This window comes from Providencia sp. M-27 (genome assembly GCF_011077905.1).
Taxonomy (GTDB): domain Bacteria; phylum Pseudomonadota; class Gammaproteobacteria; order Enterobacterales; family Enterobacteriaceae; genus Providencia; species Providencia huaxiensis.
Genome location: NZ_JAALBT010000004.1, coordinates 1 through 16,466 on the forward strand (window position 1 = coordinate 1; position 16,466 = coordinate 16,466).

A 16,466-nucleotide genomic window follows, 5' to 3' on the forward strand; every position below is an offset into this window, starting at 1 on the left:
TTACCATCAGCACGCGAATATTCACATAACACATTGAAAATAAAGGTTAGGTACTATATTAGCACCTAACCTTTCAGTACTGGTTACTCATCTTCGAGATAAGTATACCCATACAAACCATTCTCGAACTCTTCGACAAAGTCTTTTTGCAACTGCTCACTCAAACCCGTGCCTTTTACTTGCTCTGTGAAACTTTCTAATAGGACTTCAGGGACTAATTTAACGTATTGCAGCATATCTGCCACAGAATCGCCCTCTTCACTTTGCAAGTAACGCAGGTTACCTTGGCTATCAACCCAGACATCTATTGCGGCAGTATCACCAAATAAGTTATGCATATTTCCTAAAATTTCCTGATACGCGCCAATCATAAAGAAACCTATCATCGGCGGGTTTTCAGGGTCATAAGCCGGCATTGGCATTGTGGTTTCAACGCCATCACCATCAACGTAGTGGTCAATAATACCATCAGAATCACAGGTGATATCTAACAATACCGCACGGCGGTCTAATGGTTTATCTAACCCTTCAATCGGTAATACTGGGAACACTTGGTCAATTCCCCAAGAGTCTGGCAGCGATTGGAATAAAGAAAAGTTCACATAAAACTTATCAGCCATGCGCTCTTGCAGTTCGTCGATGATTGGACGATGAGCACGATTGCTTGGGTCGAGATCTTGCTGGATACGACGACAAATATTTAGGTATAGCTCTTCTGCCCATGCACGTTGAGTCAGATCTAACACGCCATGTGCATACTGAGTGTGCGCTTCTTGTAAGTCGAATTGGCTATCATGCAACCATTCACGTAATGAACGGCTATTGCCCTGATGCTGCATCGACTCCCAGGTATCCCATAAGGAAATTAATGAACGCGGTGCATCTTCATGTGGCGGTGTTGTTTTGGTAAATTCATTGCGTTCAACCCCAATCACATTGGAGACTAAAACGGTATGATGAGCGGTAAGTGCTCGGCCAGACTCCGTGATCACCGTTGGGTGCGGTAAATTAAACTCTTCACACGCATCCCCAATCGCCCAAATGACGTTGTTGGCGTATTCATTTAAGCCATAGTTGACGGAGCAATCGGATTGAGAACGAGTGCCTTCATAATCAACACCAAGGCCACCGCCCACATCAAAGCACTGGATATTGACACCTAAGCGATGCAATTCCACATAAAAGCGGGCTGATTCACGGACACCAGTGGCAATATCGCGAATATTGGCCATCTGAGAGCCTAAATGGAAATGAAGCAACTGCAAACTATCTAGGCGATTTGCATTGCGTAAAATTTCCACTAACTGTAATACTTGGGTTGCAGCCAAACCAAATTTAGATTTTTCACCACCACTTGCTTGCCACTTACCTGAGCCTTGAGAAGCCAAACGGGCGCGAACCCCTAAGCGTGGCGTGACATTTAAGCTTTCCGCTTCTTTTAACACCATCTCAATTTCAGACATTTTTTCGATAACAAGGTAAACCTTATGACCCAATTTTTCCCCAATTAACGCTAATCGGATATATTCACGGTCTTTATATCCATTACAGACGATAACGGTTTGTGTTTTACCTGCGTTCGCTAAAACTGCCATTAACTCAGCTTTTGAGCCAGCTTCAAGCCCTAACGGTTCCCCAGAATTAACTAATGATTCAATGACTCGGCGTTGTTGGTTAACTTTTATTGGATAAACCAAAAAGTAATCGCCTTTATAGCCATAAGACTCACGTGCGCGTCTAAATGCTGCGTTTATTGAACGCAAACGGTGCTGTAAGATTTGCGGGAAACAAAACAGTGCAGGTAAGCGTAAATGCTCCTGCTCTTCTTTCACTTGATTAACAAGGTCAGCTAAATCAACAAAGGTGTCAGGGTTCTCAGGGTTCGGGCAAACACAGACATTTCCGCGCTCATTCACCTGATAGTAACCACCACCCCAATACGCGATGTTGTACGTCTGACGCATTTTGCGAGCGATATTATCATTCATAATAAACTCCTTTATGGAGGGGTGAGTGACGCGTTCTCCTTCCTGATGTATGTCAGTGAAGACATAACACTGCAAGGCAGTTATGTTGGGGAAACGGCAATACTCAGATTTTAATAAAAAGTGCTTAGAACTTCTAAACAGTGACAATATACGACCTTAAGCTGACAGATTAATGACTCAGCCTCGAAGGTGTATTAAAGATGTGACGGTAACTTCGTGATGAAGTAAAGAATGACAGGAAAGTAAATGCCAAAGTCACGCGGCGGTCCGCATATGACGGTTGGATACTGTTATTCAGTAGATTATGGATCATTACCCATTAACCCCCAATATAACTGTTTACCCTTTTAAAATTTCAATGTGGTAGCACTATTTTGGCAGGTTGACCTGTTGATTTAAGCTATATCACCTTATTTTTTATTGAAATTCAAAAGCTTATAAACATTCCTGATAGATAGCAGTCATTTTATATTATCCTGCTGGTATATAACGGGAAATAACAACCATCCGTTACGGTCGCAGTTTATACATCTATTACGCTCAAAAAGCAAAACCAAAATGACTAAATTGCGATAAAACTTTACCTATTGCTGTTTTATGTCTCTATTCGTTTTTTGTATAAATACAGGTAGAAATTTTTACTGTATGGGACTAAAATAGCCGTCTAGATGTTAAAACATCCAATTATAAATTTGCGAATTCTTAAGGTATTAATCTCATGGCTACACATCTCTTTACTTCTGAGTCTGTATCAGAAGGGCATCCAGATAAAATTGCTGATCAAATCTCTGACGCAGTACTTGATGCTATTCTGGAACAAGACCCGAAAGCTCGCGTTGCCTGCGAAACCTACGTCAAAACAGGTATGGTAATGGTCGGGGGAGAAATCACCACCAGCGCTTGGGTTGATATTGAAGAAATCACGCGCAAAACTGTTCGCGAAATTGGCTATACCAGTTCCGAAATGGGCTTTGATGCCAATTCATGTGCCGTTTTAAGTGCGATTGGTAAACAGTCGCCCGATATCAACCAAGGTGTTGACCGTGTTGACCCATCAGAACAAGGCGCGGGTGACCAAGGCCTGATGTTTGGTTATGCAACCAACGAAACTGATGTATTAATGCCTGCTCCTATTACTTATGCACACCGCTTAGTGCAGCGCCAAGCAGATGTTCGTAAAAATGGCACGTTGCCATGGTTACGCCCTGACGCGAAAAGTCAGGTTACTTTCCAATACGACAACAATAAAATTGTGGGTATTGACGCTGTTGTTTTATCTACTCAACATTCTGAAGATATTCAACAAAAAGACCTGCATGAAGCCGTGATGGAAGAAATCATCAAGCCAGTTCTCCCTGCAGAATGGTTATCAAAAGAGACAAAATACTTTATTAACCCAACGGGCCGTTTTGTTATCGGTGGTCCTATGGGTGACTGTGGTTTAACAGGCCGTAAAATCATTGTAGATACCTACGGCGGTATGGCTCGCCATGGTGGTGGGGCATTCTCTGGTAAAGACCCATCAAAAGTTGACCGTTCAGCAGCCTATGCAGCACGTTACGTGGCAAAAAATATTGTCGCAGCTGGCCTTGCAGACCGTTGTGAAATCCAAGTTTCTTACGCTATCGGTGTCGCAGAACCTACCTCGATTATGGTAGAGACGTTCGGCACAGGTAAAGTTGATGAATCACTGTTAATCCAATTAGTTCGTGAATTCTTTGACTTACGTCCTTACGGCTTAATTAAGATGCTGGATTTATTACACCCTATTTACCAACAAACTGCTTCATATGGCCATTTTGGTCGTTCTCAGTTCCCTTGGGAAAAAACGGATAAAGCAGAAGCATTGCGCGCCGCTGCGGGCTTGTAATTACTTTAGTAAATAAATTACATACAAAAAAACCCATCATTTGATGGGTTTTTTATTGCTCACAATGAACGATTAATTTTTTTGCGTAAACTGAAAAATTGCCATTCCAGCAACCATCGCTAATGTGAATATTATTCCTTGCGTTAATCCCATTCCTGTTAACAATAATGCAGGCCCTGGGCAGATCCCGGCTAGCCCCCACCCCACACCAAATAACACACTTCCAGTGACTAGTTTTTTATCAATCGTTTGATTTGTGGGTATTTGTAATGGGCAGTTAAGTAGGCTAACAGAACGTTTTTTGACCCATAAAAAAGTCATTCCACTAATTACCATTCCAACGGCCATCGTAATTAATAAAGAAGGATCCCACGTTCCAGTAATATCTAAAAACGCTAAAATTTTTGCTGGGTTTCCCATTCCGGCAATGACTAATCCTAGGCCAAATAATATCCCTGAAATTAATGCGATAAGAATAGGCATTGCTTTATCTCCCTATCCCAAAATGGTTAGCTAGAGCGACAGTCACAAAAGCAACGATCATAAAGAGCAATACTGCAACAATGGAACGACGGGATAACCTTGCCATACCGCAGATCCCATGACCGCTAGTACAGCCACTTCCCAGCCGTGAGCCAAAGCCGACAAACAGCCCAGCTAAAACTAAAATAGGTGTGCTGGTCGCAATGTTAACTTCAGGTGTATACGCCAACCATGTAAATAACATTGGAGCGCTCATCAGGCCAATAATAAAAGCCACTTTCCACGCTGTATCCCCCTTAGTCGGTTTCAACAACCCGCCTAGGATACCACTGATACCAGCAATACGACCGTTAAATACTAATAAAATTGCAGCGGCTAAGCCAATCAACACTCCCCCAACCGCGGCAGACAGTGGCGTAAAATTAGCCCAATCTATGGTCATTTCATTTCTCCTTCACGGGGCAATAAAGCTGATATAACGTATTGAGCAGCGTAAATAATTTCTCATCTGCAATCGCATAGTAAATACGCTTTCCTTCTCGGCGCGTCATCACTAAGCCTTCATTACGCAATACCGTTAATTGTTGAGAGAGTGTCGGTTGTAATATTCCTAGCTGCTCTTCTAACTCACTAACGCAGGCTTCACCCTGTGTTAACTGGCATAGTAAAATTAAACGATCTGGATTCCCTAGTGTTTTCAGTAACGAAGCTGTTTCTGACGCGGCCTGCTTCATCGCTAACAGTTGCTGTTCAGAGGTATTATTGTGCATATGCTATGTCTGACATTTATTATATAAAAATACAATATATCTTTTGGTATAATGTATGTCAATTATTGCTTGTTTATGTCCATTACCTTCACGTATCCTTTACCCCATGAAAACAATCCGTGTGCCACTCTTTTTACAGCAACAAGTCATGCGCATATTGCGAGAAAAGCTCGCACTTGCAGAGCACAAACTCGAGCAGTCATTTTCGGAACCAACGGTTAATTACAAGCAACGAGGGACAACCGCGGGGAGTGCTTATTTAAAAGAATGGGAAATCCGCCTTAACCCCAGTTTACTCATCGAAAATACAGAACAATTTATTGATGAGGTTGTGCCTCATGAATTAGCACATCTGTTGGTTTTTCATGTATTTGGCCGCAAAGGTATCGCTCCACATGGCAAAGAATGGAAATGGATGATGCAACATGTACTGGAAGTCACTGCGAAACGTACACACAACTTTGCGGTTACAACAGTAAAAAGTCGAACATTTCGCTACCGTTGTGCCTGTGAAATGACCCATGAATTAACCATACGCCGTCATAACAAAGTGTTACGGGGTGAGAACCAATATTTATGTCGAAAATGTGGGGAAGTGTTAAAACAAGAAGAGATTTCTATCGCTGCGACAGAAAATTAGCTTTTCTGCCGCATCAAGTTTGAGGTGTGCGCTTAAGCAAACTCCGTCATCACTAATTTTGCGATTTCAAAGTAGATAATTAAGCCAGTTCCATCAATAAAAGTCGCAATGAACGGTGCAGAAACAACTGCTGGGTCCACTTTTAACTTCTTCAATACCATTGGAATAATTGAAGAAACAACCGCACTCCACATTGTGATAGCAACGATGGTTAAGCTAACCACAATAGTGACCTCGTGGCCAACACCTAAAATCCACGCACGGATTAATGCTGCACCACCGATAGTCACCGCCACTAAAAATGAGGTGGAGACCTCCTTCTTCAGAACGGTACCAAGGTTGCGTAAACTCACCTCGCCGAGCGCCATTGCACGGACTAATGTCGATGTAATTTGCGTTCCACTATTACCGCCTGTACCAATCAACAGTGGAATGAAAAACGCTAACGAAATCGCTGCTTCGAGTTGTTCTTCAAACGCTTTTAACACTGTTCCTGTATACGCTTCGGCCACAAATAGCATCAACAACCAAACGACACGTTTACGCCATAGAGTTACAGGGCTTGTCGTTAAGTAAGGCTCATCTAACGGGGTGGTCGCGCCTTGTAACTGCGCATCAAGTGTATTCTCATCTTCAATCAGTTCGGCGATATCTTGCGGACGCAAAACACCCATTAATTTGCCAAATTGCACCACAGGTATCATATCTAAACCGCTATGATTAATCAGATCATAAACATCATGACGCGACTGTTCCGGGGCAACAGAAAAATAATTGTGTCGCATGATATCAGACACTAATAAATTTTCAGGTGAAGCTAATAATGATTTGACTGAAAGAATACCATTTAAATAATTGTCGTTGTCGACAACAAATAAATAGGTTGGGATTTGCTCGCCATCAAGATGCTCAATAAGATTTTGTTTCACGCAAGCTATTGAGTCCGCGACAGATACTGGCAAATATGATTGGCTCATATAAGCACTTACTGTTGCATCATCAACTTTTGGTGATTGTGTATTATTGTCTTTGAGGCGTGCGCCTTTCATTGCGGACTGAGCAATAGCAACTGCTCCCGCTTTGTTCTGGGTAGTGAATGTCATTTTTTAGTCCCTATTACTGTTGGTTACTCAAACAGTACTCACATAGGGGCGAAACCAGATGAGAGAATGCAAAAGCTATCTCTTCGTCTCGGTTTTAGCACTATACAACGTATCCTGACTTTAGCAGGAAGTTACATGGGGATATACCTTCGGTCGATATATCCTGTCCTGATCTTGGGCGTCTCTCGACGTCGTCAGATCAGTAACCTATGTTTGTATAGGAGCCTCGCCTAACGAGATACTGCACTTTGGATGCGGCGCGAATTATACCCACTGGTGAATTAATTGCCACCCTATATCTACGTTTTTTTACGCATGGGAAACTTATTGTTTAAGTTCTGTTTAAGTTCATATGAATTACATCCACATAATGTAATAAAATGTAACTAATAATAAAATTAGATATTCAAATTAAAATAAATATATTTAGTTACTTCCCTACAACCAATCCTTGGATAAATCAAAGTAAGATCTGTAATATTATTTAACAAATCTTATCGATAATTAGTCAAAACTTATCCTTCTATTTACCTTACAATACAAAAATAACAACATAAAGGAGTAAGCATAATTAAATATAAACAATACGCTCTATAAGAGTAGATGCAATAACTAATGCCAACTGCTAATTGGTTTTTTATATTAACAATATGCAAATAAACAAATAATGAAATAAGAAAATACACTTATGTCGCTATTTAAATCGACATTGTTATTGGAAAGCATTTTTTTAGATTGTTAATATTTAATATCAAGCATCAATTTAGTATTAAATATTACGGGAATTATCTTAGAATATTTTTTATTTTATTTAACAGTGAAAGTTTTATTATGGATAAAGTAATTGTTGGGATGTTAACAAATTTAACATTTCGCGTAAACGATGAAATCAAAATTGCAGCTATTTCCGCTTTAGGTGATTTCAAAGCAACGATTGAATATAATGATGCCATCATTCGGATCATAGAGTTATGTCAAGATCCAAACAAAGAAGTGGCTGTATCAGCGATTAATACACTAAGTAAGCTATCTATTTATTTTTTACGTGGTTCACTACCAGAACATTAATTACACTCTCATTCTGAGTACTGTAAATAATTACTATGATCTATTTTATAATACTGTCCCATTAATAATCTAATGAGACAGTTTGCGTATATTAAATGGTTTTACGCTATTTCAGTGTTACCTTGTAATTGGCAGCTGCAAGCTAAAACATAACCTTCAGCGATTTCTGCTTCAGTTAATGTCATTGTGCTTGTTGTTGTGTATTTCCCTGATAGCACTTTTGTTTTACAGCTTCCACAAACCCCTGCTCGGCAAGCCGCAATAACGGGCTGTTTATTTTGCTCCAGTGCAGATAATAAAGAAGTACCTACTGGGACTTTAAAATCGACCAATCGTTGACGAATTTTTAACGTAAGAATATCTTCACTATCAACAATATCTGGTTCAGTAGAAAAACGCTCCATAAAGAAATGTTCAGTAGGAACACCTAAATTCGCAGCAAATTGCTGTGCATTTTTCATATAAGGCACAGGCCCACATGTCATTACAATTCGTGAATCAATATCGGGTACTAAAGCTTTTAGTTTCTCTTCAGTTAAACGCCCTTGAGCAACATCGCCATTATCGGGAGTTTCTGGCATGACACACAACTGCAATCGTTCTGGGTATAGCTGAACCAGCTTTTGCCACTCCTGCGCAAAAATAACTTGCTTATCATCGCGAACATTAAAGAGTACTTTTACATGAGAACTCGGACGATTTACCATCAGCCAACGAGTCATTGACATAATCGGTGTCACACCACACCCTGCTGCTAACATCAAATACTGAGTATTTTTTAGATTAGCACATGTGAATTCCCCTTGAGCTTCAGAAAGCCAAAGATAATCGCCCTCTTTAACCGAACGTGTTAACCAATTTGACCCTTGACCATCATCTAAACGCCTGACTGTAATGGATATAAATCGACTTTGCCCGGGTGATGATGAAAGAGTGTAAGCACGCATGACATCATCACTATTTTTAATACTGACCAAGGCATATTGACCAGGTGAATATGTATAAAAATCATGATTGATAAGATTGATTGTCCAGACATCCGATGTTTCTTGGATAATCGAATGAACTTGCATTCTATTTGGACATAAACTGCTTGGCATGGTCATCGCGCTACTCCTTTAAAGGGGGTCGCAGCCCCCGTCTTTCACATCGTTTTTAAGCTTTTTCTATCGTTTTATTGATCATGCAGGTAAGATTTCTGCTAGATCTTGCTCAACCGTCGTAATACTACGCATGCCAAACTTCTCATTTAGCACATTTAATAAGTTTTCAGTTAAGAAACCCGGTGCTGTTGGGCCGGTATAAATATTTTTCACACCCAACGCTAACAATGTTAAGAGGATAACGATCGCTTTTTGCTCAAACCAAGACAGAATCAAACTCAATGGCAAATCATTAATACCACAACCAAGTTTTTCTGATAGATTCACTGCAAGCATGATTGCAGAATACGCATCGTTACATTGTCCTACATCCAGTAAGCGTGGCAGCCCTTCTAATGTACCGAAATCTAATTTGTTAAAACGATACTTACCACAAGCAAGTGTCAGGATTAAGCAATCTTCAGGCACACTACGCGCAAAATCTGTGTAATAGCTACGCTCACCGCGGCTACCATCACAACCACCAACAAGGAATACGTGACGTAATTTTTTCTGTGAAACTAAATCAATCACCGCATCTGCCGCACCTAACAGTGTTTGACGACCAAAACCAACGGTAATTTTGTGCTCGATTTCAGTATACGGGAAACCGGTAAGCGACTGAGCTTGAGCTATCATTGCAGAAAAATCATCGCCAACTAAATGTTTTGCACCCGGCCAACCCACAATACTACGCGTCCAGATACGGTCTTTATAATCTCCAACATCAGGGTCAATGATACAGTTAGAGGTCATCAAGATAGACCCTGGGAATTTTGCAAATTCCACTTGCTGATTTTGCCAACCGCTACCATAGTTACCGACTAAATGAGGGTATTTTTTCAGTTCTGGGTAACCATGTGCTGGCAGCATTTCACCGTGAGTATAAATATTGATACCCGTACCTTCGGTTTGCTCTAACAGCATTTTTAAGTCTTTCAGGTCATGGCCTGAAATCAAAATACATTTCCCAGCGACTGGGCGAACGTTGACTTCCGTTGGTGTTGGATGACCAAATTCACTCGTTTCACCTGCATCCAGAATTTCCATGATCTTGAAATTCATCAAACCAATTGCCATGGCATTATCAAGCAGCTCATTCATATCTGATGGCAATGTTCCAAGCCAAGCCATAATTTCATGATATTGACCATAAACATCATTATCATACTGGCCTAAAACATGGGCGTGTTCCATATAGGCTGCTGCACCTTTTAAGCCATACAGGCATAACATACGTAAACCGTGAATGTCTTCACCGACTTCAGCTTTATCAATATCTAATGAAAATTGAGCCGCCTGTTCCTGCAAGGTTGGAATATCAGTCCCATTTAATTGCAAATTAATTAATGGGTGATTGAAAGCCACTGCACTATTCACAGATAGGCAATGTTTGATTAATTTATCACGTAAATAAATAGCTTCACGGGCATAACCAATAATACGCTCTGAATCAAAGTTGACGTTGGTTAAGGTAGAGAAAAATGCGCGCGGAGCAAAACTATCAATATCATGGTCAATAATACCCAGTGAGCGAGCAGTGACTGCGCTTGCAGATAAGCTTTGCAATACAGCAACTAATAAATCTTGTAGGTCAGATGTTTCTGCTGTTTTACCGCACATACCCTGCGCGTATGCACAGCCATTTCCAGCTGGAGTTCTAATTGTTTGTTCACATTGCACACAGTACATGTTGTTGGCCTCTTAAAGTTGCATTTCAAATACAACATTAAGACTACGCTCTTTATTAGAATAAAAAAGTGGAATTATTCGTTATCTAACGGTTTATTGATCTATATTAATATTCATTGCAAATGAGAACTATTAACAATATTAAAAGTATGCTATTCGTGCTGATTAATTTTATTTTTCACCTTTCTTGCTTAAATTCCCTATTTTGCATTTTATTTTATTCCTGATAACGTTCTTACGATAACTCTTGTTATACTTACCTATAAGTGTTTGTTATTCCATCGTATAAAGAGAATCCAATAAAGATGAGCCAAGTAAATTCAGTAAGTAAATCTATGATGAAAAATAGATTGCGGATTTTTAAACGGTTAAAAGAGTCAGATAAAACACCTGTAAAAATCTTACTACTCGCCGCACTGATTGGTGCAGCAGTCGGTCTTATCGGCTCACTATTTGAATTAGGAACAACTTGGATTAGCAACTATCGCATTCAATCGGTGAGTGAATGGGTTGCCCCTAAATGGTTGATGGTTGTGGGGATGTTTTTTATCTCTGCACTTCTTGCCATGTTAGGTTACTACCTTGTTAAACGGTTCTCTCCTGAATCAGGTGGGTCTGGGATCCCAGAAATTGAAGGTGCATTACAGGATTTACGCCCTGTAAGGTGGTGGAGAGTCATCCCGGTTAAGTTTATTGGTGGATTAGGGACATTGGGCTCAGGCATGGTGTTAGGACGAGAAGGGCCAACCGTGCAACTTGGTGCGAACCTTAGCCAAATGTTCTATGATTTATTTCGTTTAAAAGACAATGAGTCACGCCATACGTTGCTTGCCTCTGGTGCTGCCGCGGGTTTATCCACTGCATTTAATGCCCCTTTAGCCGGTATTTTATTTATTATTGAAGAAATGCGCCCACAATTTAAATACAGTTTAATTTCAATTAAAGCGGTATTTATCGGTGTTGTTACCTCCACGATTGTCTATCGGTTAATTAATGGGGAAGCTATTGTATTAAATATTGGCCAATTTTCTTCTGCGCCAATGAATACTTTATGGCTTTATTTAATTTTAGGATTAATGTTTGGTGTCATCGGTATCTGTTTTAATGGCTTTTTATTGTACTTACAAAGCAAATTTTTAGCATTTTACCAAAATAAAATTTCTCGCTTTGTCTTGATGGGCGGGTTAATTGGTGGTGCCTGTGGTGCAGTTGGTGTTTACCTGCCTGAAATTGTTGGTGGTGGTTATTCAGTGATCCACCAGATGGTTGCAGGCCAATTCACCATCACATTGTTATTCATATTTTTTGCTTTACGGTTTTTGACTTCAACGATCAGCTTTAGCTCTGGTGCTCCAGGGGGCATTTTCTCCCCTTTACTCGCCCTTGGGACCTTATTTGGTGGTGTTTTCGGCTATGCTGCCCTCGAAATATTCCCTAATTACCAAATTGAAGTGGCTACTTTCGCTATTGCTGGCATGGGAGCTTTATTTGCCGCAACCGTCAGAGCGCCATTAACGGGAATAGTTTTAGTTTTAGAAATGACAAATAACTACCAGTTAATCTTACCTATGATTATTACCTGCATTGGCGCCACAATGGTGGCTCAATTTTTAGGTGGCAAACCGCTTTACTCTGTGTTGTTAGAAAAAACCTTAGCCCGTAGCGAAAAAGAAACCGCTCCCCCCGCCACTGACAAACCTTAAATAGTAGAAGTAAAAAGAGTTGCCGACAGTGGCAACTCTTTTATTAAGATAACCTATGCTAGTTTCTTACTTATTTTTTCTTGGCAATGAGTGTCGCAAAGTTTAATTTAATACGGTTACCTTGTGAATCCGTGCGATGTAAGTGACCAGGATTTTCATTATATTTCAAAATATCCCAATCTTTATAGTACCCTTCTAGCTCGCCTGGTTTTAAGAAGCATTTGAATGGCACTAAATCCAGTGGTGCATCTGGCGTTTCAACAGCACACACAATAACGTTAACTCCCCCTGGCAGAGTATGTTCTTGCATATTAGTAATAACATTGGCAATTTTTTCTCTTTGCAAGAACATCAGTACAACAGTGGAAATAATAAGTTCGTAATCCTCTTGTATCTGGTGACTATTAATGTCGTAAACCGCTGTATGAATATTTTCAACTCCGGCTTGTTTTTTAACAAAGTCAATCGCTTGGATATGTTGAGGGTTAATATCTACCGAGGTCACGTCGTACCCCTGCAAGGCAAGATAAAAACTATTGCGGCCCCGTCCTGAACCTAAGTCCAATGTTTTACATGGCTTACTAAGGTGATTCTCACACAAATAGCGCACTTCTGAATGTGGGGTCGTTAGCCCGTGCTCTTTATAAAATTTCAGTTCTGATTTGCATAAAAAATCGAGTTGGCACTCCATGTCATCACTACACGCGGAAATGCGGTGCCAAACCTGAGGCTCAATAATAGGCGGTTGGTTATGAATATCAAAGGTAAAGTGTTGCTCGCTGCCATCTTCATTAAAAATGATAAAGTCTAAAGAGCCTTTTAGCACTTTCAACTGTGCGTATGTATCCTCTTTTGTATTATGGCGCTCTTGGAACATTAACGGTAAGGAATTTTTATTCCAAACTGGCATAGTTTTGTAACACACGAGATCATTCATATCATCACCACCAATAAGTTGCATTTTAAATACATCTTATACCGTTAGTTTGCTATCTGCAAAATATTCATGAATAAACTATCGAGGACTTGATTCATATCAACCCCCTAAAGGTAAAGAAGGCTGATATGCTTTATAAGCGATATTAATAACTTAATTGTTCCGCGCTTAATCCTAAGAATTCAAAAGGTTTTGAAACTACATAACTGTTGGTCGCATCCCCTGAATAGATATGGCTCTGCTCTTCACCAAGGTCCAATTTCTTCACTTTTCCCGTTTCAGCCGAAAAGTCAATTTTTGCTAAATCAGTCCAAAAAATATTTGGCGTTAATGCCGATTCAAAAAAGTAGAGCTGGCGTTTATGGTCAACTAATGTTCGCCAACGTGTAGATGAAATTTCAGGCGAACTTTCGGACGTCAATCCGTAAGGAACGGACACATTACGTACCACACTGAAAACGCTAGCTACCGCTTTATTAGGTGTTGTTTTTTGAGGGATTGCATTAATATAAAACTGAGCACGAGCAAATCTATCAGCGGAACGGTTAGTCCCCGGTAACATGACAGTGCCACCAATACCTTGCCAATATTCCTGCATTGCTAATTGCTTTTCATAAGCCGGTGAGTTAGTCATCACTTGATATTTGCGGCTATGATGAATGACCTGCTTACCATCAATATATTCAATAATTGCGCTATCGCCACTCGCATCTGATAATGATAAATGCAACGTTGCTAGTCTATCTTGTCCTGGAACATTATCCGTTGCGACGACAAGTGGATTTTTTTCTAGGTCAGCTACCGCCTCTTCTACTGTCGCATAATTATCTAGAACATATTGCGCCCATAAAGATATCGACAATGCAGGTTGCTTGTTATCGAGTTGAGGGTATTTTGATTCCGCAAGCCAGAGTAAATTAGCAACAAGGCCTTCCTCGTTCACTCCATCAGTTGTTGAAATGTCATAACCCGAGGCTATCACACTACCGTATTTTGATTTCCATTTTAAAGAGTTAGGCCCTGCAATACCGTCACGCTCCATGCCTCGAGGAAAGATCCATAGATTGGTACCAATATCGTATTTCCAATCCATTGTTCTTCCGGTCATTATTTGTTTATTTTCACCTAAATAAACAACTCGAGTACAAGCTTGACTAACTGTAATCGGCATTGATATCGCTGCAGTTGCGGCAAGTGCTACGATACTTTTCTTAATAAATTGCATGCCATCTCCAAAATAGTTAAAAATAAATTTACATAATAAGCATACTACATAAATACGAACTATTTATGCTCAAAGAATAATGTATGAAAAAAAGTGCGATTAACACAATGAAATATAATAAATAATGACACAAAATGGCACCCATATTAACCAGTGCCATTTTGCGAGAAAGAATTAATTATTTACTGATGAAAATAAAGAACGTAACAATGCGGCTTTTTTCGGATTATCTGGAATCGATAATATTTCATCATAAAAGCTGATAGAAATACGGCAAGCTAGTGCAGGAGATTTCTTCCCAGCCTCTAAATTCCCAAGGATTGCAGTATCTGCACCATACTTTGCAGAAAGACCGCTAGCAAGTTGCGTTAACTCATCCGAATACTCTTTAGAGGACATCAACGTCTGTCTTACGCCTTCCTCACTGGAAATTAAGAGTTCATTAGTTGCCTGAATTTGCTTCAGCAAAACAGCTTGGCTTTTTTGTGGCGGAATAATTTCTGCTGTTTCTCTTAGGTGCGGAAACAATGAATAAAAACATGTTTTTCCTGTTGGATCTTCTTCCAATAAGACTTTCAGGTAATCATTCACTCTACTGGTAAAATTAATCACGGAATCATCAGAGGCATATTCCATTCGTTCGAGTACTAACTTCATGACATTTCCAACAACCTGATCAAACAGTTGGCGGCGTAAGTCTTCATTAGCTGGGTCGTACTGTGTAATTAAGTGCTCAAAACTTTGGTAGGTTTCAGGGCTTATTTTCTTAACCGTCGCGATAATCGGCAGTTCTTTTTCTACTTGAGCAAGTGCTTCTGAATGAATGGCACTATTATTTTCTGTAGATAACACATTGTTATCTTTACTTAACCAATAAAAACCGAATGCAAATGCAATAAAAATAATGCTAACAATTAATGCGGTTTTACGTGAGTTATTTGTATTCAAAGTTACCCTGCCTTTTCTTGGTAAAACGGTTCCCCACAAACACTTTCAAGCTGATTATAGATTGCAAAACTAATTGAATATAATGTCATGGCATCTAAAAACGCTAATCTTCACGTATCTAAAGCGCTAATCCATGAATTGATCTATAAAAAGTGATAATGCTTATTTTAGCTTGTATCAAAGTCGTCTAGCTATAGGAATAAAGGAAATTGCGAGGTTAAGACGAGGGAATTTGCCACAAAGAAGCAATTTATAATACGTTGGATATAAAAAAACCTTCAGGATTCGAAAGCCCGAAGGTTTTTTATGGCAAAAATCTTATTTAACTTGAACACCTTCAACTGAAATTAACAGTTGTGCTTCTTGAGATTTAGGCCCCAAATCAGATTTGATGTTAAATTCTTTCAACTTGATATTACCTTGAGCTTCAAAACCTGCACGGTATCCACCCCAAGGATCTTTACCTTCGCCCATTAATTTAGCATCTAACGTAATCGGTTTAGTGACACCGTTTAACGTGAAATCACCCGTTATTTTGTATGCTTCACCGTCTTTCTTCACTTCTGTTGAAACGAATTTCGCTTCAGGGAATTTTGCTGCATTTAAGAAATCACCACTGCGTAAATGTTTATCACGCTCTGCATGGTTAGTGTCAATGCTGCCAGTCTTGATAGTCACTTCAACTTTATCTTTTGATGGATCTTTTGCATCATAAGTAAAAGTCCCATCAAAGTCTTTAAAACTACCATATACCCAGCTATAACCTAAATGCTGAATACGAAATTCAATAAACGCGTGTTGGCCTTGCTTATCAAATTGGTAAGTTTCTGCTAATGCTGAACCTGCCGTTAAAAAAAGTGCACCAGTAGCCAGACCAAGAACCGTTTTCTTCAACAT

At 39.8% G+C, this 16,466-nt stretch carries 15 protein-coding genes and 1 riboswitch; of the genes, 4 read left to right on the forward strand and 11 right to left on the reverse strand.

The features are described from left to right. Nucleotides 1–83: 83 nt before the first annotated feature. Entirely contained in the window at nt 84–1,988 is a 1,905-nt protein-coding gene (gene speA / locus G6Q48_RS07405; protein WP_102137369.1) for a biosynthetic arginine decarboxylase, read from the reverse strand. Between the two features lie 718 nt (nt 1,989–2,706). On the opposite strand from speA, the gene metK reads away from it, so the two are divergent. Next, nucleotides 2,707–3,858 (forward strand): methionine adenosyltransferase, encoded by a 1,152-nt coding sequence (gene metK, locus G6Q48_RS07410; protein ID WP_047755768.1) that lies wholly within the window; start codon nt 2,707–2,709, stop codon nt 3,856–3,858. A 72-nt stretch (nt 3,859–3,930) separates the two neighbouring features. On the opposite strand, the gene G6Q48_RS07415 is transcribed toward metK, so the two are convergent. Genes G6Q48_RS07415 through G6Q48_RS07425 form a run of 3 tightly spaced genes read right to left on the reverse strand, consistent with a single transcriptional unit; the run spans nt 3,931 to nt 5,111 of the window. Further along, complete coding sequence (locus G6Q48_RS07415; RefSeq protein WP_102137368.1) at nt 3,931–4,341, reverse strand: DUF6691 family protein; 411 nt, start codon at nt 4,339–4,341, stop codon at nt 3,931–3,933. Nucleotides 4,342–4,345: 4 nt separating this feature from the next. Further along, nucleotides 4,346–4,783: a YeeE/YedE family protein gene (locus G6Q48_RS07420; protein ID WP_102137367.1), complete on the reverse strand. Its 438-nt coding sequence runs from the start codon at nt 4,781–4,783 to the stop codon at nt 4,346–4,348. Nucleotide 4,784: 1 nt separating this feature from the next. Then, nucleotides 4,785–5,111, reverse strand: a complete 327-nt coding sequence (locus G6Q48_RS07425; RefSeq protein WP_166265453.1) for an ArsR/SmtB family transcription factor — start codon at nt 5,109–5,111, stop codon at nt 4,785–4,787. Nucleotides 5,112–5,217: 106 nt separating this feature from the next. On the opposite strand from G6Q48_RS07425, the gene G6Q48_RS07430 reads away from it, so the two are divergent. Further along, entirely contained in the window at nt 5,218–5,751 is a 534-nt protein-coding gene (locus tag G6Q48_RS07430) for a SprT family zinc-dependent metalloprotease (protein ID WP_102137785.1), read from the forward strand. 32 nt (nt 5,752–5,783) lie between these two features. Here G6Q48_RS07430 and G6Q48_RS07435 read toward each other — a convergent pair whose 3' ends face one another. Further along, entirely contained in the window at nt 5,784–6,854 is a 1,071-nt protein-coding gene (locus G6Q48_RS07435; RefSeq protein ID WP_102137365.1) for a magnesium transporter, read from the reverse strand. 72 nt (nt 6,855–6,926) lie between these two features. Then, a riboswitch (M-box (ykoK) riboswitch) is annotated at nt 6,927–7,099 on the reverse strand. A gap of 586 nt (nt 7,100–7,685) precedes the next feature. Between G6Q48_RS07435 and G6Q48_RS07440 the strand changes: the two genes are divergently transcribed. Then, nucleotides 7,686–7,922 (forward strand): HEAT repeat domain-containing protein, encoded by a 237-nt coding sequence (locus G6Q48_RS07440; protein WP_102137364.1) that lies wholly within the window; start codon nt 7,686–7,688, stop codon nt 7,920–7,922. A 101-nt stretch (nt 7,923–8,023) separates the two neighbouring features. Here the strand turns inward: G6Q48_RS07440 and hcr are convergent, their stop codons facing one another. Together hcr and hcp are read right to left on the reverse strand one after the other, a co-directional pair. Next, the gene (gene hcr / locus G6Q48_RS07445) at nt 8,024–9,028 is read right to left on the reverse strand and encodes an NADH oxidoreductase (protein WP_166265456.1); all 1,005 of its coding nucleotides are present in this window, start codon (nt 9,026–9,028) and stop codon (nt 8,024–8,026) included. A gap of 75 nt (nt 9,029–9,103) precedes the next feature. After that, a complete protein-coding gene (gene hcp / locus G6Q48_RS07450) occupies nt 9,104–10,756 on the reverse strand; it encodes a hydroxylamine reductase (RefSeq protein ID WP_102137362.1) in 1,653 nt (550 codons plus the stop codon). 305 nt (nt 10,757–11,061) lie between these two features. On the opposite strand from hcp, the gene clcA reads away from it, so the two are divergent. Next, the gene (gene clcA, locus G6Q48_RS07455) at nt 11,062–12,459 is read left to right on the forward strand and encodes a H(+)/Cl(-) exchange transporter ClcA (protein WP_102137361.1); all 1,398 of its coding nucleotides are present in this window, start codon (nt 11,062–11,064) and stop codon (nt 12,457–12,459) included. 70 nt (nt 12,460–12,529) lie between these two features. Here the strand turns inward: clcA and tehB are convergent, their stop codons facing one another. The 4 genes from tehB to G6Q48_RS07475 all read right to left on the reverse strand — a co-directional run bounded on the left by tehB (nt 12,530) and on the right by G6Q48_RS07475 (nt 16,466). Next, the gene (gene tehB / locus G6Q48_RS07460; protein WP_102137360.1) at nt 12,530–13,420 is read right to left on the reverse strand and encodes an SAM-dependent methyltransferase TehB; all 891 of its coding nucleotides are present in this window, start codon (nt 13,418–13,420) and stop codon (nt 12,530–12,532) included. A gap of 121 nt (nt 13,421–13,541) precedes the next feature. After that, nucleotides 13,542–14,621: a linear amide C-N hydrolase gene (locus G6Q48_RS07465; protein ID WP_166265459.1), complete on the reverse strand. Its 1,080-nt coding sequence runs from the start codon at nt 14,619–14,621 to the stop codon at nt 13,542–13,544. A gap of 174 nt (nt 14,622–14,795) precedes the next feature. Further along, nucleotides 14,796–15,569, reverse strand: a complete 774-nt coding sequence (locus G6Q48_RS07470) for a topoisomerase IV (RefSeq protein WP_102137358.1) — start codon at nt 15,567–15,569, stop codon at nt 14,796–14,798. 318 nt (nt 15,570–15,887) lie between these two features. After that, complete coding sequence (locus G6Q48_RS07475; protein ID WP_102137357.1) at nt 15,888–16,466, reverse strand: YceI family protein; 579 nt, start codon at nt 16,464–16,466, stop codon at nt 15,888–15,890.

Excerpts from the sequence above, each read along its gene's own strand:
- G6Q48_RS07430 (WP_102137785.1), top strand. The coding sequence starts at position 5,218 with ATGAAAACAATCCGTGTGCCACTCTTTTTACAGCAACAAGTCATGCGC.
- G6Q48_RS07415 (WP_102137368.1), bottom strand. The coding sequence starts at position 4,341 with ATGCCTATTCTTATCGCATTAATTTCAGGGATATTATTTGGCCTAGGA.
- G6Q48_RS07475 (WP_102137357.1), bottom strand. The coding sequence starts at position 16,466 with ATGTTGAAGAAAACGGTTCTTGGTCTGGCTACTGGTGCACTTTTTTTA.
- G6Q48_RS07465 (WP_166265459.1), bottom strand. The coding sequence starts at position 14,621 with ATGCAATTTATTAAGAAAAGTATCGTAGCACTTGCCGCAACTGCAGCG.
- G6Q48_RS07425 (WP_166265453.1), bottom strand. The coding sequence starts at position 5,111 with ATGCACAATAATACCTCTGAACAGCAACTGTTAGCGATGAAGCAGGCC.
- G6Q48_RS07440 (WP_102137364.1), top strand. The coding sequence starts at position 7,686 with ATGGATAAAGTAATTGTTGGGATGTTAACAAATTTAACATTTCGCGTA.
- metK (WP_047755768.1), top strand. The coding sequence starts at position 2,707 with ATGGCTACACATCTCTTTACTTCTGAGTCTGTATCAGAAGGGCATCCA.
- tehB (WP_102137360.1), bottom strand. The coding sequence starts at position 13,420 with ATGCAACTTATTGGTGGTGATGATATGAATGATCTCGTGTGTTACAAA.
- hcp (WP_102137362.1), bottom strand. The coding sequence starts at position 10,756 with ATGTACTGTGTGCAATGTGAACAAACAATTAGAACTCCAGCTGGAAAT.
- clcA (WP_102137361.1), top strand. The coding sequence starts at position 11,062 with ATGAGCCAAGTAAATTCAGTAAGTAAATCTATGATGAAAAATAGATTG.
- speA (WP_102137369.1), bottom strand. The coding sequence starts at position 1,988 with ATGAATGATAATATCGCTCGCAAAATGCGTCAGACGTACAACATCGCG.
- hcr (WP_166265456.1), bottom strand. The coding sequence starts at position 9,028 with ATGACCATGCCAAGCAGTTTATGTCCAAATAGAATGCAAGTTCATTCG.
- G6Q48_RS07435 (WP_102137365.1), bottom strand. The coding sequence starts at position 6,854 with ATGACATTCACTACCCAGAACAAAGCGGGAGCAGTTGCTATTGCTCAG.
- G6Q48_RS07420 (WP_102137367.1), bottom strand. The coding sequence starts at position 4,783 with ATGACCATAGATTGGGCTAATTTTACGCCACTGTCTGCCGCGGTTGGG.